19 protein-coding genes, 2 tRNA genes, 3 rRNA genes and 2 pseudogenes are annotated in these 25524 nt (G+C 33.3%); 14 read left to right on the top strand and 12 right to left on the bottom strand.

Annotated elements, in window-relative coordinates:
* Positions 1-449: 449 nt before the first annotated feature.
* From AJ882_RS01225 to AJ882_RS01190, 8 genes and pseudogenes are all read left to right on the top strand, one after another.
* Positions 450-1962, top strand: a 16S ribosomal RNA gene (locus AJ882_RS01225).
* A 102-nt stretch (positions 1963-2064) separates the two neighbouring features.
* Positions 2065-2140: transfer RNA gene (locus AJ882_RS01220), tRNA-Ala, on the top strand.
* An 8-nt stretch (positions 2141-2148) separates the two neighbouring features.
* Positions 2149-2225: transfer RNA gene (locus tag AJ882_RS01215), tRNA-Ile, on the top strand.
* Between the two features lie 533 nt (positions 2226-2758).
* Positions 2759-5814: ribosomal RNA gene (locus AJ882_RS01210) — 23S ribosomal RNA — on the top strand.
* Between the two features lie 256 nt (positions 5815-6070).
* Positions 6071-6187: ribosomal RNA gene (gene rrf, locus AJ882_RS01205) — 5S ribosomal RNA — on the top strand.
* Together the 16S, 23S and 5S rRNA genes with 2 tRNA genes alongside form the textbook arrangement of a ribosomal RNA operon.
* 541 nt (positions 6188-6728) lie before the next feature.
* Positions 6729-6823, top strand: a pseudogene (locus AJ882_RS09145) (hypothetical protein).
* A gap of 428 nt (positions 6824-7251) precedes the next feature.
* On the top strand, positions 7252-7515 hold the full coding sequence (locus AJ882_RS09520; RefSeq protein WP_002780047.1) for a hypothetical protein: 264 nt from the start codon (positions 7252-7254) through the stop codon (positions 7513-7515).
* A 4-nt stretch (positions 7516-7519) separates the two neighbouring features.
* Positions 7520-8065, top strand: coding sequence for an RNA-guided endonuclease InsQ/TnpB family protein (locus AJ882_RS01190; protein WP_002874194.1), 546 nt, complete (start codon positions 7520-7522; stop codon positions 8063-8065).
* 100 nt (positions 8066-8165) lie between these two features.
* Here AJ882_RS01190 and AJ882_RS01185 read toward each other — a convergent pair whose 3' ends face one another.
* Positions 8166-8849 (bottom strand): energy transducer TonB, encoded by a 684-nt coding sequence (locus tag AJ882_RS01185; RefSeq protein WP_002859789.1) that lies wholly within the window; start codon positions 8847-8849, stop codon positions 8166-8168.
* 323 nt (positions 8850-9172) lie between these two features.
* On the opposite strand from AJ882_RS01185, the gene cfrA reads away from it, so the two are divergent.
* The 4 genes from cfrA to dnaK all read left to right on the top strand — a co-directional run bounded on the left by cfrA (position 9173) and on the right by dnaK (position 14775).
* Entirely contained in the window at positions 9173-11263 is a 2091-nt protein-coding gene (gene cfrA / locus AJ882_RS01180; protein ID WP_070279638.1) for a TonB-dependent ferric enterobactin receptor CfrA, read from the top strand.
* Between the two features lie 300 nt (positions 11264-11563).
* Positions 11564-12358, top strand: a complete 795-nt coding sequence (locus AJ882_RS01175; protein WP_011049776.1) for an HrcA family transcriptional regulator — start codon at positions 11564-11566, stop codon at positions 12356-12358.
* Positions 12355-12882, top strand: coding sequence for a nucleotide exchange factor GrpE (gene grpE, locus AJ882_RS01170; RefSeq protein WP_002867979.1), 528 nt, complete (start codon positions 12355-12357; stop codon positions 12880-12882). The genes AJ882_RS01175 and grpE overlap by 4 nt, the downstream gene beginning before the upstream one ends.
* A gap of 21 nt (positions 12883-12903) precedes the next feature.
* Positions 12904-14775 (top strand): molecular chaperone DnaK, encoded by a 1872-nt coding sequence (gene dnaK / locus AJ882_RS01165; RefSeq protein WP_002856760.1) that lies wholly within the window; start codon positions 12904-12906, stop codon positions 14773-14775.
* Positions 14776-14820: 45 nt separating this feature from the next.
* On the opposite strand, the pseudogene AJ882_RS09695 reads toward dnaK, so the two are convergent.
* Positions 14821-14930: pseudogene (locus AJ882_RS09695) on the bottom strand (flagellar basal body protein FliL); the annotation flags it as partial.
* 104 nt (positions 14931-15034) lie between these two features.
* On the opposite strand from AJ882_RS09695, the gene AJ882_RS01160 reads away from it, so the two are divergent.
* The gene (locus AJ882_RS01160; protein ID WP_002860743.1) at positions 15035-16057 is read left to right on the top strand and encodes an MBL fold metallo-hydrolase; all 1023 of its coding nucleotides are present in this window, start codon (positions 15035-15037) and stop codon (positions 16055-16057) included.
* Between the two features lie 69 nt (positions 16058-16126).
* The gene (locus AJ882_RS01155; RefSeq protein WP_002860744.1) at positions 16127-16468 is read left to right on the top strand and encodes a cupin domain-containing protein; all 342 of its coding nucleotides are present in this window, start codon (positions 16127-16129) and stop codon (positions 16466-16468) included.
* Between the two features lie 60 nt (positions 16469-16528).
* Here AJ882_RS01155 and AJ882_RS01150 read toward each other — a convergent pair whose 3' ends face one another.
* From AJ882_RS01150 to AJ882_RS01105, 10 genes are all read right to left on the bottom strand, one after another.
* Positions 16529-17698, bottom strand: coding sequence for a pyridoxal phosphate-dependent aminotransferase (locus AJ882_RS01150; RefSeq protein ID WP_011049778.1), 1170 nt, complete (start codon positions 17696-17698; stop codon positions 16529-16531).
* Positions 17699-17870: 172 nt separating this feature from the next.
* On the bottom strand, positions 17871-18509 hold the full coding sequence (gene cysE, locus AJ882_RS01145; protein WP_070279636.1) for a serine O-acetyltransferase: 639 nt from the start codon (positions 18507-18509) through the stop codon (positions 17871-17873).
* Positions 18510-20345 carry a biosynthetic arginine decarboxylase gene (gene speA, locus AJ882_RS01140; protein ID WP_010891885.1) on the bottom strand — a complete coding sequence of 612 codons (1836 nt, stop codon included), beginning with the start codon at positions 20343-20345 and terminating at the stop codon, positions 18510-18512. It lies immediately after the preceding gene.
* The gene (gene hisS, locus AJ882_RS01135) at positions 20342-21568 is read right to left on the bottom strand and encodes a histidine--tRNA ligase (RefSeq protein WP_002852541.1); all 1227 of its coding nucleotides are present in this window, start codon (positions 21566-21568) and stop codon (positions 20342-20344) included. The genes speA and hisS overlap by 4 nt, the downstream gene beginning before the upstream one ends.
* A complete protein-coding gene (gene tmk / locus AJ882_RS01130) occupies positions 21565-22143 on the bottom strand; it encodes a dTMP kinase (protein ID WP_002852526.1) in 579 nt (192 codons plus the stop codon). Before tmk ends, hisS begins: the two co-directional genes overlap by 4 nt.
* A complete protein-coding gene (gene coaD / locus AJ882_RS01125; RefSeq protein WP_002852633.1) occupies positions 22134-22610 on the bottom strand; it encodes a pantetheine-phosphate adenylyltransferase in 477 nt (158 codons plus the stop codon). The genes tmk and coaD overlap by 10 nt, the downstream gene beginning before the upstream one ends.
* Positions 22611-22649: 39 nt before the next feature.
* A complete protein-coding gene (locus AJ882_RS01120) occupies positions 22650-23213 on the bottom strand; it encodes a UbiX family flavin prenyltransferase (protein ID WP_002852466.1) in 564 nt (187 codons plus the stop codon).
* Positions 23210-23872 (bottom strand): flagellar basal body P-ring formation chaperone FlgA, encoded by a 663-nt coding sequence (gene flgA / locus AJ882_RS01115; protein WP_002852578.1) that lies wholly within the window; start codon positions 23870-23872, stop codon positions 23210-23212. The genes AJ882_RS01120 and flgA overlap by 4 nt, the downstream gene beginning before the upstream one ends.
* Before the next feature lie 83 nt (positions 23873-23955).
* Positions 23956-24732, bottom strand: a complete 777-nt coding sequence (locus tag AJ882_RS01110) for a MetQ/NlpA family ABC transporter substrate-binding protein (RefSeq protein ID WP_070279634.1) — start codon at positions 24730-24732, stop codon at positions 23956-23958.
* A gap of 9 nt (positions 24733-24741) precedes the next feature.
* Positions 24742-25512, bottom strand: coding sequence for a MetQ/NlpA family ABC transporter substrate-binding protein (locus AJ882_RS01105; RefSeq protein ID WP_002852483.1), 771 nt, complete (start codon positions 25510-25512; stop codon positions 24742-24744).
* Positions 25513-25524 lie beyond the last annotated feature (12 nt).

Genomic DNA, 25524 nt, shown 5'->3' with positions numbered 1-25524 from the left:
ATATAAATACTTACACAAATATTTATACTATTTAATCCTTTGTTTAATCCCCTTTTAAGTTTAATTGGTTATACTTTCATTTCCTTTTTTTGAAAAAAGGACTTAAAATCTTTTAAATTATAAAGTTTCACTAGCTTAGTAGATTTTATAAATTAACTCTTTTGGTTTTTGTCTTATAAACTAAAAGCTTTTTTATAAATCTTGTTTTTTAATTTAAAAACTTTTCTTTTAAAAATGATTTTTTGTTTTGTTCTTTTAACTTAGTATTGTTATTCAAATCTTATTAGTCAATCTTTGAAATCTAAATAAGTGATCGATTGAGCCAGAAAGATTTAGGCATAAGTAATTATGTAAAATCTATTCAATCTAATAATTAAAAAGATTAAAAGTTTTTCTTTTAATCTTTCATAACTTTTTCTTTGAAGAAAAAGATTAAACTATCTATAATTTTTATGGAGAGTTTGATCCTGGCTCAGAGTGAACGCTGGCGGCGTGCCTAATACATGCAAGTCGAACGATGAAGCTTCTAGCTTGCTAGAAGTGGATTAGTGGCGCACGGGTGAGTAAGGTATAGTTAATCTGCCCTACACAAGAGGACAACAGTTGGAAACGACTGCTAATACTCTATACTCCTGCTTAACACAAGTTGAGTAGGGAAAGTTTTTCGGTGTAGGATGAGACTATATAGTATCAGCTAGTTGGTAAGGTAATGGCTTACCAAGGCTATGACGCTTAACTGGTCTGAGAGGATGATCAGTCACACTGGAACTGAGACACGGTCCAGACTCCTACGGGAGGCAGCAGTAGGGAATATTGCGCAATGGGGGAAACCCTGACGCAGCAACGCCGCGTGGAGGATGACACTTTTCGGAGCGTAAACTCCTTTTCTTAGGGAAGAATTCTGACGGTACCTAAGGAATAAGCACCGGCTAACTCCGTGCCAGCAGCCGCGGTAATACGGAGGGTGCAAGCGTTACTCGGAATCACTGGGCGTAAAGGGCGCGTAGGCGGATTATCAAGTCTCTTGTGAAATCTAATGGCTTAACCATTAAACTGCTTGGGAAACTGATAGTCTAGAGTGAGGGAGAGGCAGATGGAATTGGTGGTGTAGGGGTAAAATCCGTAGATATCACCAAGAATACCCATTGCGAAGGCGATCTGCTGGAACTCAACTGACGCTAAGGCGCGAAAGCGTGGGGAGCAAACAGGATTAGATACCCTGGTAGTCCACGCCCTAAACGATGTACACTAGTTGTTGGGGTGCTAGTCATCTCAGTAATGCAGCTAACGCATTAAGTGTACCGCCTGGGGAGTACGGTCGCAAGATTAAAACTCAAAGGAATAGACGGGGACCCGCACAAGCGGTGGAGCATGTGGTTTAATTCGAAGATACGCGAAGAACCTTACCTGGGCTTGATATCCTAAGAACCTTTTAGAGATAAGAGGGTGCTAGCTTGCTAGAACTTAGAGACAGGTGCTGCACGGCTGTCGTCAGCTCGTGTCGTGAGATGTTGGGTTAAGTCCCGCAACGAGCGCAACCCACGTATTTAGTTGCTAACGGTTCGGCCGAGCACTCTAAATAGACTGCCTTCGTAAGGAGGAGGAAGGTGTGGACGACGTCAAGTCATCATGGCCCTTATGCCCAGGGCGACACACGTGCTACAATGGCATATACAATGAGACGCAATACCGCGAGGTGGAGCAAATCTATAAAATATGTCCCAGTTCGGATTGTTCTCTGCAACTCGAGAGCATGAAGCCGGAATCGCTAGTAATCGTAGATCAGCCATGCTACGGTGAATACGTTCCCGGGTCTTGTACTCACCGCCCGTCACACCATGGGAGTTGATTTCACTCGAAGCCGGAATACTAAACTAGTTACCGTCCACAGTGGAATCAGCGACTGGGGTGAAGTCGTAACAAGGTAACCGTAGGAGAACCTGCGGTTGGATCACCTCCTTTCTAGAGTACAAAGTAATAAGTCTCACAACTATTACTTCAATATATAAACTCAATTGATTCTTGTTTAGATTTCAAAGATTGATGATAAAGCTAATTGTTTATGGGGAATTAGCTCAGCTGGGAGAGCGCCTGCTTTGCACGCAGGAGGTCAGCGGTTCGATCCCGCTATTCTCCACCATTTATTAAGGGCCTATAGCTCAGCTGGTTAGAGTGCACCCCTGATAAGGGTGAGGTCACAAGTTCAAGTCTTGTTAGGCCCACCATAAAAAAGATTTGAATAAAGAAGCTTTAAAATCTAAAGCAAGTATATAAAATAGATTAAATATAAAATATAAACTCTATACTTAGATTTATTTTTATCTTTAACTATAAAAGAATATACTTTAATAGATATAAGTAGCATATACATTATGCATTTATATTTATAATGATTATGTTAATATATATACTTCCTTTAGGTTTTAAACCTAAATGTTCTTTTAATTATCATTGTTAAGAGTCACAAGCAAGTTTTAATAAAAACAATTTTACAGGACTTGTTAAAGGATAAAACCTATTTATCTTTTCTTTAGTTTAACTTAACTTTTAGCTGTCTTCTCTTCTATGAATAAAGAGAATATTAGATTTAAGGATTATAAATTAAAGACAAGTTTCAAACTCACAGCTTAGTTGAGACTAAATCATTTAGTTTTATATTAAGTGTTTGAATGCTTTCCGTCTTAAGATAAAGAAGTCTTATCATAAAAACTTTAACAAGGAAGTGATGCGTTTTAGAATCAATAATAAAAGGTAAAAAAGGTAAGCTACTAAGAGCGAATGGTGGATGCCTTGACTGGTAAAGGCGATGAAGGACGTACTAGACTGCGATAAGCTACGGGGAGCTGTCAAGAAGCTTTGATCCGTAGATTTCCGAATGGGGCAACCCAATGTATAGAGATATACATTACCTATATAGGAGCGAACGAGGGGAATTGAAACATCTTAGTACCCTCAGGAAAAGAAATCAATAGAGATTGCGTCAGTAGCGGCGAGCGAAAGCGCAAGAGGGCAAACCCAGTGCTTGCACTGGGGGTTGTAGGACTGCAATGTGCAAGAGGTAAGTTTAGCAGAACATTCTGGAAAGTATAACCATAGAGGGTGATAGTCCCGTATGCGAAAAACAAACCTTAGCTAGCAGTATCCTGAGTAGGGCGGGACACGAGGAATCCTGTCTGAATCCGGGTCGACCACGATCCAACCCTAAATACTAATACCAGATCGATAGTGCACAAGTACCGTGAGGGAAAGGTGAAAAGAACTGAGGTGATCAGAGTGAAATAGAACCTGAAACCATTTGCTTACAATCATTCAGAGCCCTATGTAGCAATACAGGGTGATGGACTGCCTTTTGCATAATGAGCCTGCGAGTTGTGGTGTCTGGCAAGGTTAAGCAAACGCGAAGCCGTAGCGAAAGCGAGTCTGAATAGGGCGCTTAGTCAGATGCTGCAGACCCGAAACGAAGTGATCTATCCATGAGCAAGTTGAAGCTAGTGTAAGAACTAGTGGAGGACTGAACCCATAGGCGTTGAAAAGCCCCGGGATGACTTGTGGATAGGGGTGAAAGGCCAATCAAACTTCGTGATAGCTGGTTCTCTCCGAAATATATTTAGGTATAGCGTTGTGTCGTAATATAAGGGGGTAGAGCACTGAATGGGCTAGGGCATACACCAATGTACCAAACCCTATCAAACTCCGAATACCTTATATGTAATCACAGCAGTCAGGCGGCGAGTGATAAAATCCGTCGTCAAGAGGGAAACAACCCAGACTACCAGCTAAGGTCCCTAAATCTTACTTAAGTGGAAAACGATGTGAAGTTACTTAAACAACCAGGAGGTTGGCTTAGAAGCAGCCATCCTTTAAAGAAAGCGTAATAGCTCACTGGTCTAGTGATTTTGCGCGGAAAATATAACGGGGCTAAAGTAAGTACCGAAGCTGTAGACTTGCACACAACTTAGATTATTTAAGTTTAGAATATGAGAAACTAAGTTATATGTTTAGTTATATTTTTACTGATTTTTATAGAGTAAAGATAGAAATAAAACTTAGTAAAATCAGTAAAAATATTCTTAGACTAAAGTTAAGTAGTTTAAGTTGTGTGCAAGTGGTAGGAGAGCGTTCTATTTGCGTCGAAGGTATACCGGTAAGGAGTGCTGGAGCGAATAGAAGTGAGCATGCAGGCATGAGTAGCGATAATTAATGTGAGAATCATTAACGCCGTAAACCCAAGGTTTCCTACGCGATGCTCGTCATCGTAGGGTTAGTCGGGTCCTAAGTCGAGTCCGAAAGGGGTAGACGATGGCAAATTGGTTAATATTCCAATACCAACATTAGTGTGCGATGGAAGGACGCTTAGGGCTAAGGGGGCTAGCGGATGGAAGTGCTAGTCTAAGGTCGTAGGAGGTTATACAGGCAAATCCGTATAACAATACTCCGAGAACTGAAAGGCTTTTTGAAGTCTTCGGATGGATAGAAGAACCCCTGATGCCGTCGAGCCAAGAAAAGTTTCTAAGTTTAGCTAATGTTGCCCGTACCGTAAACCGACACAGGTGGGTGGGATGAGTATTCTAAGGCGCGTGGAAGAACTCTCTTTAAGGAACTCTGCAAAATAGCACCGTATCTTCGGTATAAGGTGTGGTTAGCTTTGTATTAGGATTTACTCCGAAAGCAAGGAAACTTACAACAAAGAGTCCCTCCCGACTGTTTACCAAAAACACAGCACTCTGCTAACTCGTAAGAGGATGTATAGGGTGTGACGCCTGCCCGGTGCTCGAAGGTTAATTGATGGGGTTAGCATTAGCGAAGCTCTTGATCGAAGCCCGAGTAAACGGCGGCCGTAACTATAACGGTCCTAAGGTAGCGAAATTCCTTGTCGGTTAAATACCGACCTGCATGAATGGCGTAACGAGATGGGAGCTGTCTCAAAGAGGGATCCAGTGAAATTGTAGTGGAGGTGAAAATTCCTCCTACCCGCGGCAAGACGGAAAGACCCCGTGGACCTTTACTACAGCTTGACACTGCTACTTGGATAAGAATGTGCAGGATAGGTGGGAGGCTTTGAGTATATGACGCCAGTTGTATATGAGCCATTGTTGAGATACCACTCTTTCTTATTTGGGTAGCTAACCAGCTTGAGTTATCCTCAAGTGGGACAATGTCTGGTGGGTAGTTTGACTGGGGCGGTCGCCTCCCAAATAATAACGGAGGCTTACAAAGGTTGGCTCAGAACGGTTGGAAATCGTTCGTAGAGTATAAAGGTATAAGCCAGCTTAACTGCAAGACATACAAGTCAAGCAGAGACGAAAGTCGGTCTTAGTGATCCGGTGGTTCTGTGTGGAAGGGCCATCGCTCAAAGGATAAAAGGTACCCCGGGGATAACAGGCTGATCTCCCCCAAGAGCTCACATCGACGGGGAGGTTTGGCACCTCGATGTCGGCTCATCGCATCCTGGGGCTGGAGCAGGTCCCAAGGGTATGGCTGTTCGCCATTTAAAGCGGTACGCGAGCTGGGTTCAGAACGTCGTGAGACAGTTCGGTCCCTATCTGCCGTGGGCGTAAGAAGATTGAAGAGATTTGACCCTAGTACGAGAGGACCGGGTTGAACAAACCACTGGTGTAGCTGTTGTTCTGCCAAGAGCATCGCAGCGTAGCTAAGTTTGGAAAGGATAAACGCTGAAAGCATCTAAGCGTGAAGCCAACTCTAAGATGAATCTTCTCTAAGCTCTCTAGAAGACTACTAGTTTGATAGGCTGGGTGTGTAATGGATGAAAGTCCTTTAGCTGACCAGTACTAATAGAGCGTTTGGCTTATCTTTAATAAAGCATCACTTCCTTGTTAAGGTTTTTAAGAAGACTTTGAATATAGATAATATTTAGAGTTTAATAGAAATCTTTCAAGTAGAGTTTGTATTAGAACTTGCTCTTAACATTGTTTTTTAAGTATTCTATATAAAAACTTATCAAAGATAAAAGATAAGAAAAGAAGAAAGAGAATAAAGAAAAAAGTAAAGAAATAAAAGATTAAGCTTTATTTTTTAAATTCAATCTTTCAAAGAATATTTAAATAACAATGTCCGTGATTATACAGATGTGGAAACGCCTTGCTCCATCCCGAACCAAGAAGCTAAGCACATCGTGGGTGATGATACTACGCCTTACTGGCAGGGGGAAAGTAGCTCATTGCGGACTTGTTAATTCTTCTTTATCTTATTCTTATAGATTTAAAATCTTAGTTTTTATATGTCAATCGTTGTTTTTATATTTAATTATTTTTTATGTTTATAGGTTTAATTAGCTTGGGTTAATTTAATGGTTGTTTGAGTTGTTTAGTTTATATGTTTTTATATCTCAATTATTCTTTTATGTTTACTTGTATAGGTTTATTTATTCAATCTATTTTTATGTGTCAATTGTTCTTTATATGTCTAGTTTATATTTTATTATGTAGGTTGGGTTTATTCAATAATTGGGTTGGATTTTTAATCACTCAAGTTTATTTTATAGTGTTTATTGAGGTTTTATGGGTTGGGGGTTGTTTATGATGAAATAAATATTGCTGTAAGGTTTAGTGTTGTCTAAAAAAAGATTACTTGCTTTAAATTTATCTTTTTTTATTCAATAAAACTCTCACTTCTTAAGTGGGAGATGAATTGCTTACAGTGTTAGTTGTACGGCTCTAGTTAGGTATTTGACATAATCAGTAATTTTTATAGAATACCTATGCGGAATAATGCTAGAAACTCTTAAAAAATATGCAGAAAATCAAGGCATAGAAGATAATTACCCTAAGAAAAAATATATAACCAAAAAGAAAAAAAGCCCTAATGGAACAAAGCAATGCAAATAACCAAAGGTTTTAAATATAGAATTCTACCTAAACAAAGAACAACAAAAGCTTATTAATCATCAATGTTTCATCTATATCAAGCCTATAATATTTGTTTAAATTTACAGCAAGAGAAGTGGGATAAAAATAAGAATTTAGATAAAAAAGATAGGAGTTATTTAAAGGCAAGTAAGATAGATAATCAATAAAACTAGCCTTATAAAAGCAAGAGAATTAAGCTATAAAAGTGTTGAACCCAACAAGCAAGGATTAATCTTCTCGTGCCTTAGAGCAAGCAATTAGAGATAAAAACAAAGGCTTTCCCAAATTTAAAAACTCTAAATTTGCAAAGCAAAGCTTTAATTAGAATAATCAAGCCTACAAAATCAAAGATAGTGATACTACTAAGTTTAAGATATTTAGACTTATGAATACATTTTTTAAAATGCGTTATCACAGAGATTTACCAAATACTTATAAGTTTAATCAAATCACTATTATCAAAAATCACAATAAATACTATTTAGCTTTTAGTATCATTTATGATGAATCAAATGTTTCTTTAATATCTAGCAAAGATTTTGATATTAAAAAAGCAGTTGACATTGATTTAAATATCAATGAGATTACCTTAAGCAGTGGAGAGTTAATAGCTACTAACTCAAAGCTACTTAGTAGAGCTGAATATTAAAAGATTGCAAAGAAAACAAAGCAGGAGAATATTAAAAACAAAAAAGGAGAAAACAAAGTTAAGCCATAATTTCAAAAAAACACAATTAAAATTAAATAAAATCTATGAAAAAAGTTCAAATATCAAAAAGGATAGTTATCACAAGATAACTTCAAAACTCATACAAGAATTTGACTTGCTAGCAGTTGAAGATTTGCAAATTAAGAATATGTGTAAAAGAGCTAAATTAAAGAATATAAAAGCTAAAAGTGGTTTAAATAAATCTATTCTTAATACTTCATTCTATCAATTCTCTCAATATCTAGAGTATAAAGCAAAACATAATGGCAAATTCTTTATAAAAGTCAATCCACAATATACAAGCAAAACTTGTAGTGTATGTGGAAATATCAAAAAAAATCTTATGTTTAAAGATAGAGTGTATCTTTGTGAAAAATGTGGCAATACTTTACATAGAGATATTAATGCTGCAAATAATATCTTAAAGCGTGGATTAAAGTTGTTTGGGTTAGGAATTAGCCTTGAGGACTATAAACTCAAAGCCTTTTAAATTAGCTAATACTAGTTAGCTTTAGCTAGGAAGCTTCTACTTCTAAGCGTTAGCAAAGCTGGAGTGATTTGTATTAAAAATAGAGTATATTGTGAAAGATTTAGCTTAATTTATATACCAATGGTATTTTTATATGAAAAGTTTTTTCATATTGTGGAAATTTTTTAGAAGCTATGCGTATAGTTTCTAAAGCACTTTTATTTAGAAAATCATATTTTGAAGGCTTAAGTATTTTTAAATTTTCTAATTTCTTTTCTTTTGTCCAGGTAAATTCTACAAGAACCTCCCCACTCATACGCATTTTTCTAGCTTGTCTAGGGTAGATTAGGGCTTCATCGATTGCTGATTTTATTTCTTTTAAAAGCTCACTATTACTAGTTAAAGATACGCTTTGGTAAGAGCTGGCTTGTGGAGTTTGTTGCTGCATGTTTGTATCTTTTTTGGGTTGACTTATTGCCTTTGCATTTGCTGGAGGGATTATTTTTTTAGGTTTAGCGATAGGTTTTTCTTTTCTCGGTTTTATTTTTTTTATTTCTTGCACAGGTTCTTTGGGTTGCACATTCGAAGGTTCTTGTATAGTTTGTGTGGGTTGTGTCGGTTTCATATCGGAGGAATTTTGTACAAAATGTTTGATTGCCATATTAAATTTATTTTCTTTAATAGTTTCATTGGGTTGTATGTGTAAAAAATCTTTAGAATAAAGAAAAACAAAAAATAAAGGTGTAAAAACAAATAAAGTGATAAAAGAAGATTGGTTTTTATGATTGCTTATAAATGTTTTCATCTTTTACTCCGTTATGATTTTATTTTTTGATTTAAATATCTTTATTTCTTAAACACATTCTATGATAAATTGTTTAAAAAGATAAATTTTGAAACAAATTTCACAGAGAAAAATAACAATCAAATAATCAAGCTTGTATCTAAAAGATATTTAATTTTTGCTATTTACTTCTCTAAAAAAACTTATATTTTTAAGAATTATAGCAAGAAAAAATAAATTTTTAATTAATACTAATTATCACAATTGATACAAAATTTATCTTAAATTAATAATTATTATCATAATATTCTGATTTCTAATTAATATTTAATAAAAGGAGAAAAATGAAGAAATTATGTCTATCGGTTTGTGCCATTGGCCTTTTGGCTTCTAATGCTATATCGCAAAATGTAGAGCTAGACAGTTCGATCATTAGTGCTTCTGGATTTGCTCAAGATATTAAAGAAGCTCCTGCTACTATCAATGTTATTAGTAAAAAAGAATTACAAAGTAAGCCTTATAGAGATGTTGCAGAGGCTATCGCAGATATTCCAGGCGTTGATTTATATGCTAGCAAGGGAAAAACAGGTTCTTATAATATCACTATGAGGGGTATTACTGGATATACTTTGGTTTTGATTGATGGGCGTCGTCAGGGTATTGGCGGAGAGGTGGGCCCTAATGGTTTTAATGAAATTTCAAATTCTTTCTTACCTCCGATTTCTAGTATAGAAAGGATAGAAGTTATAAAAGGTCCTATGAGTACTTTATATGGCTCTGAAGCTTTAGGCGGGGTGGTAAATATCATTACCAAAAAAGTAAGTGATAAATGGGAAACTTCTGTAAGTTTGGATGCTCTTTTAAATGAAAATAAAGATTGGGGTAATACTTATGGAACGAGTATTTATTCTAGTGGTCCTTTGATGAATGACAAATTGGGTCTAACACTTCGATTTAGAGAATTTTACAGACAGCAATCTAATGTTGAATTTACAAATGGAAGTGGACAAAGAGTTCCAGGAGATCAAGCTCAAAGTCCTACAAAGGCAAATAATTTTAACATAGGAACAAGAGTCAGTTATTTGGCTAATGATTATAATACCTTTATATTTGATATAGATTTTTCAAGAAATCATTATGATAATAAACAAGGTCAATTAGGAACCATCACAAGTCCAGGTAGTACACAAGGTAGCTTAACGGGTGGTTATGCAGATATTATGGAAGTTGATAAATTTGTGACTTATTTAAGCCATGAGGGTGTTTATGAAAACTTTTCTATCACTTCTGGTTTGCAATACAATAGGGTAAGCAATGATGGCCGTGAAGTCGTAGGGCAAGCTACACAGCCGTTTTTGGGAGAAAATAGAGATATAGTCGCAGAAGATATTATCTTAGATACAAAATCTGTCATTCCTTTAGGACAGAATCATATTTTAAGCGCAGGTGGTGAATATAGGCTTGAAAAAATGCAAGATAAAATAGCTAATCCTACTAATTTTGATCAGTATTTATTGGCAATTTTTGCAGAGGATGAGTATAGTATAAAAGATGATTTAAGACTTACTTTTGGAGCAAGATATAATCATCATGAAATTTTTGGAAACAATGTTTCGCCAAGAGCTTATCTAGTTTATAATCCTACTGATGAACTTACTTTAAAAGGCGGTGTATCTACGGGTTTTAGGACTCCTTATGCAAATCGTTTGATAAATGGAGCTTATAATTATAGTGGTCAAGGTAGATTTCCTATATATGGAAATCCTGATTTAAAAGAAGAGACATCTTTAAATTATGAAATAGCAGCTATTTACAATAATGATTTGTTTTATGTTTCTGCGACAGGTTTTTTAACAAATTTTAAAGATAAAATTTCAACCCAAAGATATGACAAAAATAATATGATTCCAGGAATTGGTACTTGTAATGCTGATAGATGTTTTAGAGCGATCAATCATGGTAAGGTTGAGTACAAAGGTGTAGAGCTTGGAGCAGGGATAAGCCCTCTTGATAATTTAAATATAAATTTTGCTTATACTTATCTTGATAGTGAGGTTAAAGAAGCACAAGATAAAAGTGTGATAGGTAAACCTGAGCAGGATAGTTTAAAACATAATATTATGTTGAAAACTGAATACAGCTTCTATAATAAAATTACCCCTTGGATAAAAGGCGAATGGCAAATAGATCGCTATATGGGTGATACTAATATAAATAGGGAATATTATAAGGATATCTTTTTAGCTTCTATGGGTGTGCGTTATGATATCAATAAGCAATGGAATATCAACGCAGCTATTTATAATCTTTTTAACAAAAGTTTTACAGATGGTTGGGAATCTTATCAAAATAGCGGTACTACTACTTGGGTCAATACTTACAATCGCATAGAAGAAGGAAGAAGAATATATATTTCCATTAATGGTAGTTTTTAAGCTTTGATAGAAAAGCCAAAGAGCTTGTAAAGGCTTCTTTGGTTTTTTGTTTATAGCATCTTGTGCTTTTAAAAAAGTTAAATTATCGAATCTATTTAAAATTTCTTATCTAATTATCACCCTGTTTACCAATCTTGAAATATATCCTATCCTTATAAAAAAGTAACTAATAAAACTTTAGTTATATAGACTAAATAAAATTAAGTATATTTTTTTATATTTATACTTGACAAAATAACACTCAATGTTGTATAATATATCTAGCAATCAAAAAATAGAGTGCTAGATATAAAGGAAAACATGATGAAAAGTCGAGATAAAAAGGATTTGATTTTAGAGTCTATTATCCAAACTTATCTTTTGGATAATGCGCCTATTGGTTCTAATGAATTAAATTCAAACCTTTGTATACCTGCTTCGACTATACGCGTTTATCTTAAAAGACTTAGCGATGAGGGTTTGATCACTCAGCTTCATATAAGTAGTGGTAGAATTCCTACTATTTTAACGATGCAAAATTATTGGCAAAGTTTTTGGGAAAAAGAACAAGATAAAAATATCCATATCAAAAACGAAAGCTTTTTGAAAGAGTTAAGTAAAGAATTTGAAATTTATTGTCTTGTTTATGGAGGTAGAAGTTTAGTACTTAAAGAAGTACTAGATCTTAATACTAAATTTATAGTGCTTGATTTTGAAGATGAAGAGCTGGTTTTAAAATACGAAAAAGAAGCGTGGAATTTTTTACAAAGTCTTATAGGGCTTGATCTTTCTAGTATAGAAAAAATAGCTTTGAGAGTTCATTTTATAGATCTTGTAGAAAAAATAGCTAGCTTAAGACAAAATTTGATTTGCTATAGAAGCAATGAAGAAAGAGCTTATCAAATTTATCAAAATGATGAATTTGTTAAGCTCTTAGATTGTCAAATTCACCGTCATTTTAAAGAAAGTCTTGAATTTGAACCTTTATTTAAAGAAGGTTTTATGGGGCTTAAGGTAGATGCGCAGTTTTTGGGCGAAGATGTAAATATTATCTTAGCAGGTAGTGTTTATACGGATTATAAAAAGATATTACAATACATAAAGGAGGCGGCATGAGCGAACAAAAGCAAGAAATTGAAAATGAAAATGCACAAAATTCTGAAAATTTACAGGATGATTTGCAAGATAATGAAAAAAACGAAACAAATGAATTACAAAAAGAATTAGAGGAATTAAAAGATAAATATATGCGTGCAAACGCTGAATTTGAAAATATTAAAAAAAGAATGGAAAAAGAAAAGCTAAGTGCTATGGCTTATGCAAATGAAAGCTTTGCAAAGGATTTGCTTGATGTTTTAGATGCTTTAGAAGCAGCTGTTAATGTCGAATGCCAAGATGAAATTAGCTTAAAAATCAAAGAAGGAGTGCAAAATACTTTAGATTTATTTCTTAAGAAACTTGAAAAACATGGGGTGGCTCTTATCAAAGATGAAAAAGAGTTTGATCCTAATTTACACGAAGCAATGTTTCATGTAGATAGTGAAAACCATCAAAGTGGTGAAGTGGTTCAAGTGCTTCAAAAAGGTTATAAAATAGCCGATCGCGTGATCCGCCCAACCAAAGTTAGTGTAGCAAAATAAATTTTAATAAAAGGATAAAAAATGAGTAAAGTTATAGGTATAGATTTAGGAACAACCAATTCTTGTGTTGCTGTATATGAACGCGGCGAGAGCAAAGTAATCCCAAACAAAGAAGGAAAAAACACAACTCCTTCAGTGGTAGCTTTTACAGATAAAGGTGAAGTTTTAGTAGGCGATAGTGCAAAACGCCAAGCGGTAACCAACCCTGAAAAAACCATTTATTCTATCAAAAGAATTATGGGTTTAATGATCAATGAAGATGCGGCTAAAGAAGCTAAAAATAGACTTCCTTACCACATCACCGAAAGAAATGGTGCGTGCGCAATAGAAATCGCAGGTAAAATTTACACCCCACAAGAAATTTCAGCAAAAGTTTTGATGAAATTAAAAGAAGATGCAGAAGCTTTTTTGGGTGAAAGTGTTGTAGATGCGGTGATTACTGTGCCTGCTTATTTTAACGATGCACAAAGAAAAGCGACAAAAGAAGCGGGAACGATAGCAGGACTTAATGTATTAAGAATTATCAATGAGCCTACTTCAGCAGCTCTAGCTTACGGACTTGATAAAAAAGATAGTGAAAAAATTGTGGTTTATGATCTAGGTGGGGGAACTTTTGACGTTACTGTGCTTGAAACTGGCGATAATGTAGTAGAAGTTTTAGCAACAGGTGGTAACGCTTTCTTAGGTGGTGATGATTTTGATAATAAACTTATAGATTTTCTAGCTAATGAATTTAAAGATGAAACAGGCATAGATCTTAAAAATGATGTTATGGCTTTGCAACGCTTGAAAGAAGCAGCAGAAAATGCTAAAAAAGAATTAAGCTCAGCTAATGAAACTGAAATTAATTTACCATTTATCACAGCAGATGCAAGTGGGCCAAAACATTTGGTTAAAAAACTTACTAGAGCTAAATTTGAAGGTATGATTGATTCTTTAGTGGCTGAAACCATCACTAAAATCAATGAAGTAGTAAGCGATGCAGGGCTTAAAAAAGATGAGATCAAAGAAATCGTTATGGTAGGGGGCTCTACTCGTGTTCCTTTAGTGCAAGAAGAAGTGAAAAAAGCCTTTAATAAAGATCTTAATAAGTCTGTAAATCCTGATGAAGTTGTGGCTATCGGTGCGGCGATTCAAGGTGCGGTTATAAAAGGTGATGTAAAAGATGTGCTTTTACTTGATGTTACTCCGCTCTCTTTGGGTATAGAAACTCTAGGCGGGGTAATGACTAAGATTATCGAAAAAGGTACAACTATTCCAACTAAAAAAGAGCAAGTTTTCTCAACCGCTGAAGATAATCAAAGTGCTGTAACTATCAATGTTTTACAAGGGGAAAGAGAATTTAGTCGTGATAATAAATCTTTAGGAAATTTTAATCTTGAAGGAATTCCACCAGCACCACGCGGTATGCCACAAATCGAAGTTACTTTTGATATCGATGCAAATGGTATTTTAACTGTTAGTGCAAAAGATAAAGCAACAGGTAAGGCTCAAGAGATCAAAATCACAGGTTCAAGCGGACTTAGCGAGGAAGAGATTAATAACATGGTAAAAGATGCTGAACTTCACAAAGAAGAAGACAAAAAACGCAAAGAAGCTGTAGATGCTAGAAATGCAGCTGATAGCTTGGCGCATCAAGTAGAAAAATCTTTAAGTGAGTTGGGTGAAAAAGTTGCCGCTGCTGATAAAGAAAATATTCAAAAAGCTCTTGATGATTTGCGTGAGACTTTGAAAAATCAAAATGCAAGCAAAGAAGAGATTGAAAGCAAAATGAAAGCTTTAAGTGAAGTTTCTCACAAACTAGCTGAAAATATGTATAAAAAAGATGAGCCAAACACAGCAAATGATAAAAAGAAAAAAGATGACGATGTAATCGACGCTGAAGTTGAGTAATCTTAAAATCTCTATTCAAGCCTTTTTAAAAGGCTTGAAAATTTTTTAAAATTTTAAAGAAATGACAAAATCTGTAAAATATAATTTTTTTATTAGCTTGCTACCTAATTTTTCATTGATTTTTTAACCAATTCTTTTTGAAGTTCTAATTTAAATCAGACAATTCATTTTAGTGTAAGCAAACTAAAAAATTAGCAATAAAATAAAATTAATCTAAAAACTTTTTAGATATAATCTTAATAAACATAAAAGGAAAAATTTGAATTTATCATTTAAAACCTTTGATATTTCCAATACACAACGATCAAAAGCTAAAAAAGTGCAGGGTAAAAAATATGAAATTTTTCTTAATGAAAATGAGCACAGTCTTATAACTCCTAAAGTGTCTTTTAAAGAAATTTTGAGGTATTATTATCTTTATCCAAAAAATGCCATCCCTTCTTTTAAGTTACCTTTTTTCAAGCCTGATTTGAGTGGTTTTAGCACTCCGCATATTACTTGGCTTGGACATTCTTCGCTTTTTATAAGTTTTAAAGAATATAAAATTTTGATCGATCCTGTTTTTAACACTCATGCTTCGCCTATTTCTTTTATTAACAAGGCTTTTAAAAATGCTCCTGTTTATAATGTAAATGATTTTAATGAAATTTTTGCTGTGATTATCACGCATTCACATTTTGATCATTTAGATGTTAAGAGTGTCAAAGCTTTAAAAGAAAAAGCACGATTTTTTATCACACCTTTAAAAGTGGGAAATTATCTAAAAAGCTATGGGGTGAGTGAGAAAAAAATCATAGAGCTTGATTGGTGGAGCGGCATAGAATTTGGTGATTTAAAAATCATTGCAACGCCTGCACAACACAGTTCAAGCAGGGGAGATGGTAAAAACAAAACCCTTTGGGCTTCTTTTGTGATGGAATTTTTAAGTGTAGATAAGAGAGTGTTTTTTAGCGCAGATGGAGGGTATTTTACACATTTTAAAAAAATAGGTGAGTATTTTGGAGATTTTGACTTAGCTTGTCTTGAAAGCGGACAATTTAATATCGCCTGGCCATATTCACACTCTTTTCCTGAGCAAATTTTAAAAGAAGCAAAAGATCTTAATGCAAAAGCTGTCATGCCTATACATTGGGGGAGATTTTTAGCAGGAACTCATGCATGGAATGAGGTGGTAAAATTTCTTTATGAAAATTTAGATTTACCCCTTATCACACCAAAAATGGGCGAGGCTTATGAAGTAGGAGCTAAATTTAAACAGGATTTTTGGTGGAAAGAAGAATAAATTAACACAAGTTTATAATTTATATTTTGGCTTTTGCTATAGTTTTGTAAAACTAAAAAAGGAGATTTTGTGAAAATCATTCAATGGAATGGAGCGGAATTTAGCCCAAAAGAAGTGAAAATCAATGTTTTAATTGATAATGAAAAAGGTAAAGAAATTCAAATTTTATTAGCTAAAGATAGCGTGATGAAAGAGCATAAAGCTCCTTTTGCTATATATGTTCAAGTTTTAAGCGGTAAAATTTGGTTTGAAGTGGAAAAGGAAAAATTTGAATTAAATGTTTTAGATATGATAGGCCTAGAGGCAAATGTAGCGCATTCTTTAGGTGGATTGGAAAATTCTATAATAAGATTGAGTTTAAATAAATCAGATAGTATTCAAAGGGTAAATGCTGTGCTTAAAAAGCCTTGATTTTATTTTGATTTTATAAGGTTTTAATTTGCCTAAATAATTCTAGGCTTTAACCTAGAATTATTTATAGTTTTTAATGAAATTTGCTATTCTTTCTAAACCTTTTTCGATGAGTTCATCGCTTGTGGCATAAGAAAGTCTAAAGTATCCATCCGTGCCAAAACCTATGCCTGGAACAACGGCAACTTTTTCTTGTTCAAGTAATTTTTGGCAAAATTTCATAGAATCTTTTTCTATTTTTTGTATATTTACAAAAAGATAAAAAGCACCTTCTGGTTTATAAACACTGATATTTGGGATTTGTTTAAGCATATCTAAAGCTAAGTTACGGCGTTTTTCAAAGGCTTGACGCATTTTTTCTATATCTTTATCACATTTCCCATTTAAAGCAGGAATGGCTGCATGTTGAGTAATGGAGCAAATATTTGAAGTGCTTTGTCCTTGAAGTCTTTTAACGGCTGAAATTAGGGCTTTATTTTTGCTTGCCATATAGCCAAAACGCCATCCTGGCATAGCTCCACATTTGCTAAGTCCGTTAATAGTCACAGTACGTTTTAAAGCGTCTTCGCTTACACTTGCAAAAGCTACAAAATCAAAACCATCATAGCGAAGTTTTTCATACATTTCATCACTTAAAACGGTAATTTGAGTTCCTTCTAAAACTTTAGCAATTTGAGTTAATTCTTCTTTAGAATAAATCGATCCTACAGGATTTGAAGGAGAATTTAACATTAAAACCTTGGTTTTAGCTGTGATAGCTTTTTTTAGTTGTTCAGCGGTAATTTTAAAGCCATTTTCTTCTAAGCCTTCTATAAATACAGGTTTTCCACCTGCAAATTTTACCATTTCAGGATAGCTTACCCAGTAAGGACTAGGGATAATCACTTCATCATCTTTTTCTACTAAGCATTCTATACATTCAAAAAGAGAGTGTTTTGCACCTACATTGGTGATGATTTCATTTGTTTCATAATCAAGATTATTATCTTTTTTAAATTTGGTTTGAATAGCTTTTAATACTTCAGGAATTCCTGCAACAGCAGTGTATTTTCCACATCCTTTTTCAATAGCACTTATAGCGGCATTTTTGATGGTTTGTGGTGTGTCAAAATCAGGTTCACCCGCTGAAAAACTAATGATATCCTCGCCTTTGGCTTTAAGTTCATTGGCAAGTGCAGTGATAGCTAAAGTGATAGATTCTTCTAAAACTTGAGATCTTTTTGTAAGCATTTTTCAATCCTTAATAATTTTTGTTTAATTTTAGCAGAAAATTGCATTTTTACAATAAATTTAATTTAAAAATGAGTTATAAATTTCAATAAATGTGAAAATTTGTATTAATTTTTTAGGAAAAATTAATACGCATAATAATACATATAATTTTATGTATTATAAAAAATTATTATTTTTGTGATTCAGGTTGTTTTAATATAAGATTTTCAAGTTCTAAAATTTTCTTTTCTAACTTTTCTAGTTTGTCATCGCAATTTGCATCTATAGCTCTAATGTTTTTATTTTTACGCTCTTCGATAATATAAGCAGGAATTCCAACGGCAGTTAAATTTGCACCTACATCTTTAACCACTACAGCATTTGAGCCTATTTTGGCATTTTCTCCTATGATGATATTGCCAAGTACTTTTGCGCCTGAGCCTATGATCACTCCTTTTTTTATGGTTGGATGGCGTTTAGTACCTTTTTCAAGGCTTGTTCCACCTAAAGTAACGCCTTGATAAATTAAAACATCATCTTCTATAATTGCTGTTTGACCTATAACCACTCCATTGGCATGATCTATAAAAATACGCCTTCCAAGTTCTGCTCCAGGGTGCAAATCTACCCCAGTTAAGAATTGTGAAATTCCGCTAATCATTCTAGCAATGCGTTTAAAATTTCTTATGTAAAAAAAATGTGCAAAGCGGTAATTTACTACAGCCCATACTCCAGGGTAATTAAAAAAAAGTTCTATACAAGAATTAAAAGCTGGATCTTGTGCCTTTGGCTGAGAAAAATCTTCTTTTATAATACCCCAAAAATTCATCTAAACTCCTATGCTTTTTAAATAACCATTATCATTTAAGAAAAGATAAAGTTCGCCTAAAATATGCTTTTTTTGCTTATCATTTACAAGCTTAGAATTACTTATGCGTTCATTAAGTATATCCATGATAGCGTGTATATCATAGTCTAAATCTTCTAAGGTATCAAGTATGGATTGCGCTTCTATAATCCCCTCGACTTCATAGCCTTTTTCATTGATGCTTATAATAGCTTCAGTAGGATGAGTAAAAAGATTGTGTTTCATTCCAAGTACTTCTTGATAGGCACCTACAAGAAAAAACCCTAGAAAATAATTTTCTTTTTCTACATCTACATCGTGCAAAAATAAAGGTTTATCTTTAGAGTATGAAATTTCTCCATCGCTATCGCAGGTTATATCCCAAATACTTGCACTTCGTGTCGGTTCTTCATCTAAGCGATCAAGTGGCATGATGGGGAAATTCTGTTCTAAACCCCAAAAATCAGGCATGCTTTGAAAGAGCGAAAAATTTACCAAATACCTTTCTTGCACTTCATCTTGTATGGCAAGTAAATCCGCAGGATTTTGCTTATCGCCTAAAAGCAAGATGGCTTTTTTTGTAATCAAATGAGTTAAAATTTCAGCATTGGAACGATCTTGTAAATCCACATAGCCCAAATCAAAAAGAGTTAAAATACTCTCTAAATGATCTATGCTATCGTGCAAGTATTCTAAAGCATTGGAAGGTTTTATACTTTTATAAAGATCATAAAGCTCATCGATAAGTTTTGGATTTTGTTTTTTAAGTATGAGTTTGTTTTCTGCGTATTCTTGAGAAAAAAGTTCTAATACAGGAGCGATTAAAACAGCGTGATTAGCTGCTACAAAACGTCCACTTTCTATGAAAATATCAGGCTCTAAATCTTTTTTTTGTTCGGCTATGTTTTTTAGGATAAAAACTACATCGTTAGCGTATTCTCTTAGGGTGTAATTTCTACTTTTTTCATTTTTAAATTGTGAGTATTCCACAGCTAAACCGCCACCAAGATTAATAGCTTTTAGATTTTTAGCTCCCATTTTTCTAAGTTCTGTATAGATATTTCCTGCTTCATTTAAGGCTTTTTTCAAGGGGTGAATTTCGGTAATTTGTGAGCCTAGATGAAAGTGAATCATGGTAAATTGTTCTAAAAGTTTGTTTTCTTTGAGTAAATTTACCGCTTCTATGAGTTCAGTGGATGTAAGTCCAAATTTAGAATTAATCCCACCGCTTTTTGCCCAAATTCCAACTCCAGCAGAATGCAAACGTACACGTAAGCCTATATTTGGTTTAGGTTTAAAGCGTTCTTTAGCTATGTCTATGATAGCTTCAAGTTCATTAAGTCCTTCTATGGTTAAAGTGATATTATGTCCCATTTCAGCTGCAATAAAGCCTATGTTGATAAGTTCTCTATCTTTAAAGCCATTTACGGTAATAGGTGCGCCTTCGTTATTATAAGCCATAGCGAGTAAAAGCTCTGCCTTAGAACCTGCTTCAAGTCCATAGTTATAGTCTTTTCCAAGTTTTACAAGATTTTTTACAAAACCAGGGTATTGATTGACCTTTAAAGGATAAACAGCGTTAAATCCTCCTTTATAGCCAAATTCCTTTCTTGCTTTATTGAAATTTCCGTAAATATTTTCAATTTGTTTTTGGATAAGATGAGGAAATCTTAAAAGTAAAGGCCCCTTGTATCCATCATCTCTTAATTCTTTAACTATATCAATAATAGCAGGTTTTTTCTCGTAATTGATACAAACTTTACCATTTTTGATAATGAAATTTTCATTTCCCCAAATATCAATACCATAATCCATCATAAAACCTTCTTTAAGTCTGAAATTTTAATCATTTTTTCTTCTTTTTTTGCTAAATTTTTATAAAACAAACTTTCATTTTGTGCTTCATTTTCTCCCATGCAAAGAAAAATTTCAGTATTATTTTTATCCGCGTTTTCAAGATGTTTGGCTAGTTTTCTTGCTTCATAGCTTAAAAGTACTTTATATTCTTTTCTTAAATTTGTAGCGATATGCAAAAGTTTTTGGATATAAATTTCATCCATAGCACAAAGATAAATTCCTTCTCTTTGAATCTTTTCTTCTTTTTGTTCTAAAATAGTTATAATTCTTTCTATACCCATGGCAAAACCTATACCATAGCCACTTTTTCCACCTAAATACTCTATAAGTCTATCGTAGCGTCCTCCACCTGCGATAGCAGCCTTTGCTCCTATTTCATCGCTTATAAATTCAAAAGCCGTTTTAGAATAATAATCCAAACCCCTCACAAGTTTTGAATCTAACTCAAATTTAACTCCATTATCCTTTAAAATTTGTTGCAGTGTTTCAAAGTCTTTTTGGCAAGAGGTGCATAAATTATTGATCAAAAGCGGAGCATTTTCAAGCAAATTTTGACAATGCTCATTTTTACAATCTAAGACACGAATAGGATTTAAATTTTTTCTACGCAAACAATCTTCACAAAAACCTTCTTTGGAATCTAAGAATTCAACGAGCCTATCGCGGTATTTTGGCAAGCATTGTGAGCAGCCTAAAGAATTGAGTTGAAGTTTAAAATCAATACCAAGGCGTGAGAAAATTTCTACTAGCATTAAAATAATGCTTGCATCTTCATAAACATTAGGTATGCCAAGGCTTTCAACTCCAAATTGATGAAATTCTCTTAAGCGACCCTTTTGAGGTCTTTCATAACGAAACATAGAACCATAATAAAACCATCTTTTCACACTAGTGTTTTTATCGAGTTTTTTTTCTATATAGGCACGCACCACCCCAGCAGTTCCTTCAGGACGCATGCAAACATGATTTTCGCCTTTATCGATAAATTCATACATTTCTTTACCTACTATATCAGAACTTTCTCCTACGCTTCTTTTAAAAAGGGTGCAAAGTTCTAAATGCGGTGTATTGATAAAAGTAAAGCCATAGTTTTTAGCTACTTCTTCGCAGATTTTAATCACTTTTTCATAATAATATGCATCTTTATCTAATAAATCTTTCATTCCTTTTAAAGCGTTAATCATTGTAAAAATTCCTTTATTTGTTGGTGTAATTTTTCTTTACTTTCTTTTGCGTCAAGTGTTAAAATTTCTACAGAAATTTTTTCTTTTAAAAAATGAAGCACTTTTTCGAGTTTATCTTGCACGCTTAAAAAATACTCAATGCCACGTTTTTCTATACTATCTAGTTCTTTTTGACTGAGGCGTTCTTGGATAAGGTTTGCATCTCCTTTTAAAAAGATAATTTTTTGTGGAAAAAAATTTTCTAAAGCAAAACTATTTAAAGCAAAAAGCAAATCGTTTTCAAAATCTTTGGCATAAGCCATGCCTGAAATAAAACTTCTATCGCTAATAATGAGTTTGTTTTGATTGGTTTTTAAGATTTCTTCAAAATGTTGAGCACGATCAGCTAAAAAAAGCAAGAGTTCAGCTCTTTTGTTAATAGGATGAGTTTTATTAAGTAAAATTTCTCTTAAATGTTTTCCAAGTTCTGTTCCGCCAGGTTCGAGTGTGAAAATGGCGTCTTTATAAATTTCTTTTAAAAGTGAAATTTGCGTACTTTTTCCTACGCAGTCAATACCTTCAAAAACTACATACAAGATTGATCCTTTAAAAAAGGTAGAATTTCTTTTGGAACAAGAGAACTTACATCACCCCCATGTGCTACTATAGAACGCACAATAGAACTTGAAATAAAAGCATGTTTTAGACTTGGCATAAGATAAATGGTTTCCATATCTTCCCAAAGTGCGTGATTTGCATAGCCAATTTGCAATTCGTATTCAAAATCACTCACTGCTCTAAGTCCACGGATTATAGTATTAACTTTTAATTCTTTGGCTAAATCTACAAGTAAATTATCAAAAGCAATGATTTTAACATTTTTTAAATTTTGTGTTGCGAGCAGGGCTAGTTCTTTGCGTTTTTCTAAATCATAGCAAGGTTTTTTATGTTCACTTTTTGCTATGGCAACGATGACTTCATCAAAAATTTTTAAAGCCCGTTTTATAACATCTAAATGCCCGTTGGTAATAGGATCAAAAGTCCCAGGATATAAACAAGTCATTTTTGCTCCAATTTTTTTTAAAAATATAACAAATTTAAACTAAAAATTTTGCCATTTTTCATATAAATTGTGTTTTATTTCTAAAAGATCTAACCATTTACCTGCGATAAAATTTTCCATTTGCTCTAGATTGTTTGCTTTAGAATAGCTTGCGATAATAGGAGGGGCGATGATAACTCCCATTTGGCTAAGTTTTAACATATGTTCTAAATTTAAAGTAGAAAAAGGCATTTCACGTACCCCTAAGATGAGTTTTTTTCTTTCTTTTAGGGCTACTGCTGCAGCACGCATTAAAAGAGTGTCTGCAAAACCAGCGTGAATTTTTGCTAAACTTGAAATTGAACAAGGAGCAATGATGGTTTTTTCTATTCCAAAAGATCCACTTGCTACACTTAGACTTAAATTTTTATCATCTAAAAAATGAGTGTATTTAAAATTTTCTTGACAAATTTCTTCTAAATTTGCTTGATTTTCAGTTTTGAAGTTAAGTTTTGCACCTTGGGTTAAAATACAATAAAGTTCGCATTGATTTTCTAAATTTTTTAATAATTTTAAGCCTAAATTGACACTGCTTGAACCAGAAATTCCCAATAAAACTTTCATTGTATAATCATCCTATTTTTACCCACTACGATACCTTGCATAACTTTACCTTCTTTGTTTTTTGCACGAATCCTTTCGCCCATATTTGCACTTTGCAAAGCCACAAGTTCGATTAAAACATCAACATTTGCTTCGCTTAAAACCCCGATTATAGGATCATTTCGGCGTATTAAAGCTGTGGTTTTAAACATATTTGCTCTTAAAATGGCGTTTTTGTTAATATTGCTTTTAGCTACAAGATTATCTACATCATCTAAGGTTAAGGCATTTAAAGGAACTTTATCAAAATCAATCAATACGCTTTTATAGTCAAAAGCTCCAAGTTTATCTCCTCTTTTTATAGCGCGTTCGCTTTTTAAAACTTCTAAATTTGCTTGAATGAAATATCTAAAAAATACATTTTTTTGTATATTTTGCGGAGTTTTAAATTCAGCCCTTAAAAAGCCTTGTGCTTGATTAAAACGCCCATTAGCGATTCTTAGAAATTCATATTGATCAAAATCTTTAGGCAATGATGTTATTTTTAAATCAATTTGAGAAATTATAATTTTAGGAAAATTATTTCTAAATTCTTTAGCTAGTGCTGTTTTGATTTCTTCTAAACTAGCTGCTTGGATATAATTTATCACAATAAAAAAAGTTAAAAAAATAATTTTCATTTTTATCCTAAGAATTATAATGCAATAAATAGTATTTTAGCTTTTATAAGTTTAACAAAGCCTTTAGAAGGCTTTGTATAGAGTTAAAAAGTAGGGATAACAGAGCCTTTGTATTTTTCTATGATAAAATTTTTAATTTTATCGCTTGTTAAAATTTCTTTAATAACAAGACTTTTTTGACTTGTTTCTTCACCTTTTCTTGTAGCTAAAACAATAGCATATAAACTATCTTTATCTTCCATAAAAATACCATCTTTTAAAGGGTTTAAGCCTGCTCCAAGAGCATAGTTTGTGGTAACAATAGCCAAATCAGTATCATTTAGGGCTCTTGGAAGTTGTGCGGCTTTAAGCTCTATAAATTTAAGTTTTTTTGGATTTTTACTTATGTCAATAGGGGTTTTAAGGGTGCTTTGACTTTTAAACTCTATTAAATTTGCTTTAGCTAGTAAATCAAGAGCTCTGCTTTCATTGGTAGCATCATTAGGTATAGCGATTTTAGCACCATTAGGAATGTCTTTTATATCTTTTATGGAGTTAGAATATATAGCCATAGGAACTAAAACAATAGCACCTAAAGAACTTAATTTTGTTCCTTTGTGGGTATTAAAATCATCTAAAAAAGGTTTATGCTGATATAAATTTGCATCTAAATCTTTTTCATTTAAAGCGATGTTAGGTATATTATAGTCATTAAATTCCTTAACTATTAACTTCCAACCTTTTTCTTGAAATAAGGGTTTAGAGAAATTTAAAATTTCAGCATAAGGCGTTGGTGTTGCACCTATGATTATGGTTTTATCTGCCCCAAAACTAAGGCTAATTGTAAATAAAACACTTAAAAATATTTTTTTAATATTCATATTATACTCCTAAAAAGCTGGGATTAATATATCTTTATAATGTTCATTAATGATGGCTTTAAATTTATCGCTTCTTAAAATTTCATCAATTACTTTGGTTTTTTCGCTATTTTTACCTTCTGAGCGTACCACAACATAATTTACATAAGGGCTATTTTTATCTTCCCTAAAAATAGTATCTTTACTTGGATTAAGACCAGCTCCAAGTGCGAAATTAGAATTAATTATAGCAATATCAACATCATCTAAAGCTCTTGGAAGTTGTGCGGCTTTAAGTTCTATAAATTTAAGTTTTTTTGGATTTTTGTTTATGTCCAATGGGGTTTTTAGAGTATTTTTGTTAAGCTCTATTAATTTTGCTTTCTCTAAAAGCTCTAAAGCTCTGCTTTCATTGGTCGCATCATTAGGTATAGCAACTCTAGCACCTTCTTTAAGATTTTCTAAATTTTTGATTTTTTTACTATAAACTCCTACTGGAGCTATAAGTACAGGCGTTGTTGCAATTAAATTTGAACCTTTTTTTAGGTTGTATTCTTCTAAAAAAGGTTTGTGTTGATATAAATTTGCATCAAGTTCTTTTTCCTCTAATGCACGATTGGGCAAAATATAGTCTGAAAATTCTACTATTTTAAGCTCATACCCTTTGTTTTTAAAATCATCTTTCATTAGTTCTAGTAAGCTACCAAAAGGATTTGGAGTGGCTCCTATAGTAATGTTTTGTGCAAATAGGCTAGATAAATTTAGAATGCAAGCGAGTATAATAATTTTAAATAAATTCATAAAAACTCCTTT

Origin of the sequence: Campylobacter sp. BCW_6461 (assembly GCF_001762735.1) — a bacterium.
Taxonomy (GTDB): Bacteria; Campylobacterota; Campylobacteria; order Campylobacterales; family Campylobacteraceae; genus Campylobacter_D; species Campylobacter_D jejuni.
The sequence above is the reverse complement of the archived record's forward strand: the minus strand, read 5'-3'. Positions and strand labels throughout refer to the sequence as shown.

Bases quoted from the DNA above. Each gene is read 5' to 3' on its own strand.
- AJ882_RS09520 (WP_002780047.1), top strand. From the start codon at position 7,252: ATGAATACATTTTTTAAAATGCGTTATCACAGAGATTTACCAAATACT.
- AJ882_RS01185 (WP_002859789.1), bottom strand. From the start codon at position 8,849: ATGAAAACATTTATAAGCAATCATAAAAACCAATCTTCTTTTATCACT.
- cfrA (WP_070279638.1), top strand. From the start codon at position 9,173: ATGAAGAAATTATGTCTATCGGTTTGTGCCATTGGCCTTTTGGCTTCT.
- AJ882_RS01175 (WP_011049776.1), top strand. From the start codon at position 11,564: ATGATGAAAAGTCGAGATAAAAAGGATTTGATTTTAGAGTCTATTATC.
- grpE (WP_002867979.1), top strand. From the start codon at position 12,355: ATGAGCGAACAAAAGCAAGAAATTGAAAATGAAAATGCACAAAATTCT.
- dnaK (WP_002856760.1), top strand. From the start codon at position 12,904: ATGAGTAAAGTTATAGGTATAGATTTAGGAACAACCAATTCTTGTGTT.
- AJ882_RS01150 (WP_011049778.1), bottom strand. From the start codon at position 17,698: ATGCTTACAAAAAGATCTCAAGTTTTAGAAGAATCTATCACTTTAGCT.
- cysE (WP_070279636.1), bottom strand. From the start codon at position 18,509: ATGAATTTTTGGGGTATTATAAAAGAAGATTTTTCTCAGCCAAAGGCA.
- speA (WP_010891885.1), bottom strand. From the start codon at position 20,345: ATGATGGATTATGGTATTGATATTTGGGGAAATGAAAATTTCATTATC.
- hisS (WP_002852541.1), bottom strand. From the start codon at position 21,568: ATGATTAACGCTTTAAAAGGAATGAAAGATTTATTAGATAAAGATGCA.
- coaD (WP_002852633.1), bottom strand. From the start codon at position 22,610: ATGACTTGTTTATATCCTGGGACTTTTGATCCTATTACCAACGGGCAT.
- AJ882_RS01120 (WP_002852466.1), bottom strand. From the start codon at position 23,213: ATGAAAGTTTTATTGGGAATTTCTGGTTCAAGCAGTGTCAATTTAGGC.
- flgA (WP_002852578.1), bottom strand. From the start codon at position 23,872: ATGAAAATTATTTTTTTAACTTTTTTTATTGTGATAAATTATATCCAA.
- AJ882_RS01110 (WP_070279634.1), bottom strand. From the start codon at position 24,732: ATGAATATTAAAAAAATATTTTTAAGTGTTTTATTTACAATTAGCCTT.
- AJ882_RS01105 (WP_002852483.1), bottom strand. From the start codon at position 25,512: ATGAATTTATTTAAAATTATTATACTCGCTTGCATTCTAAATTTATCT.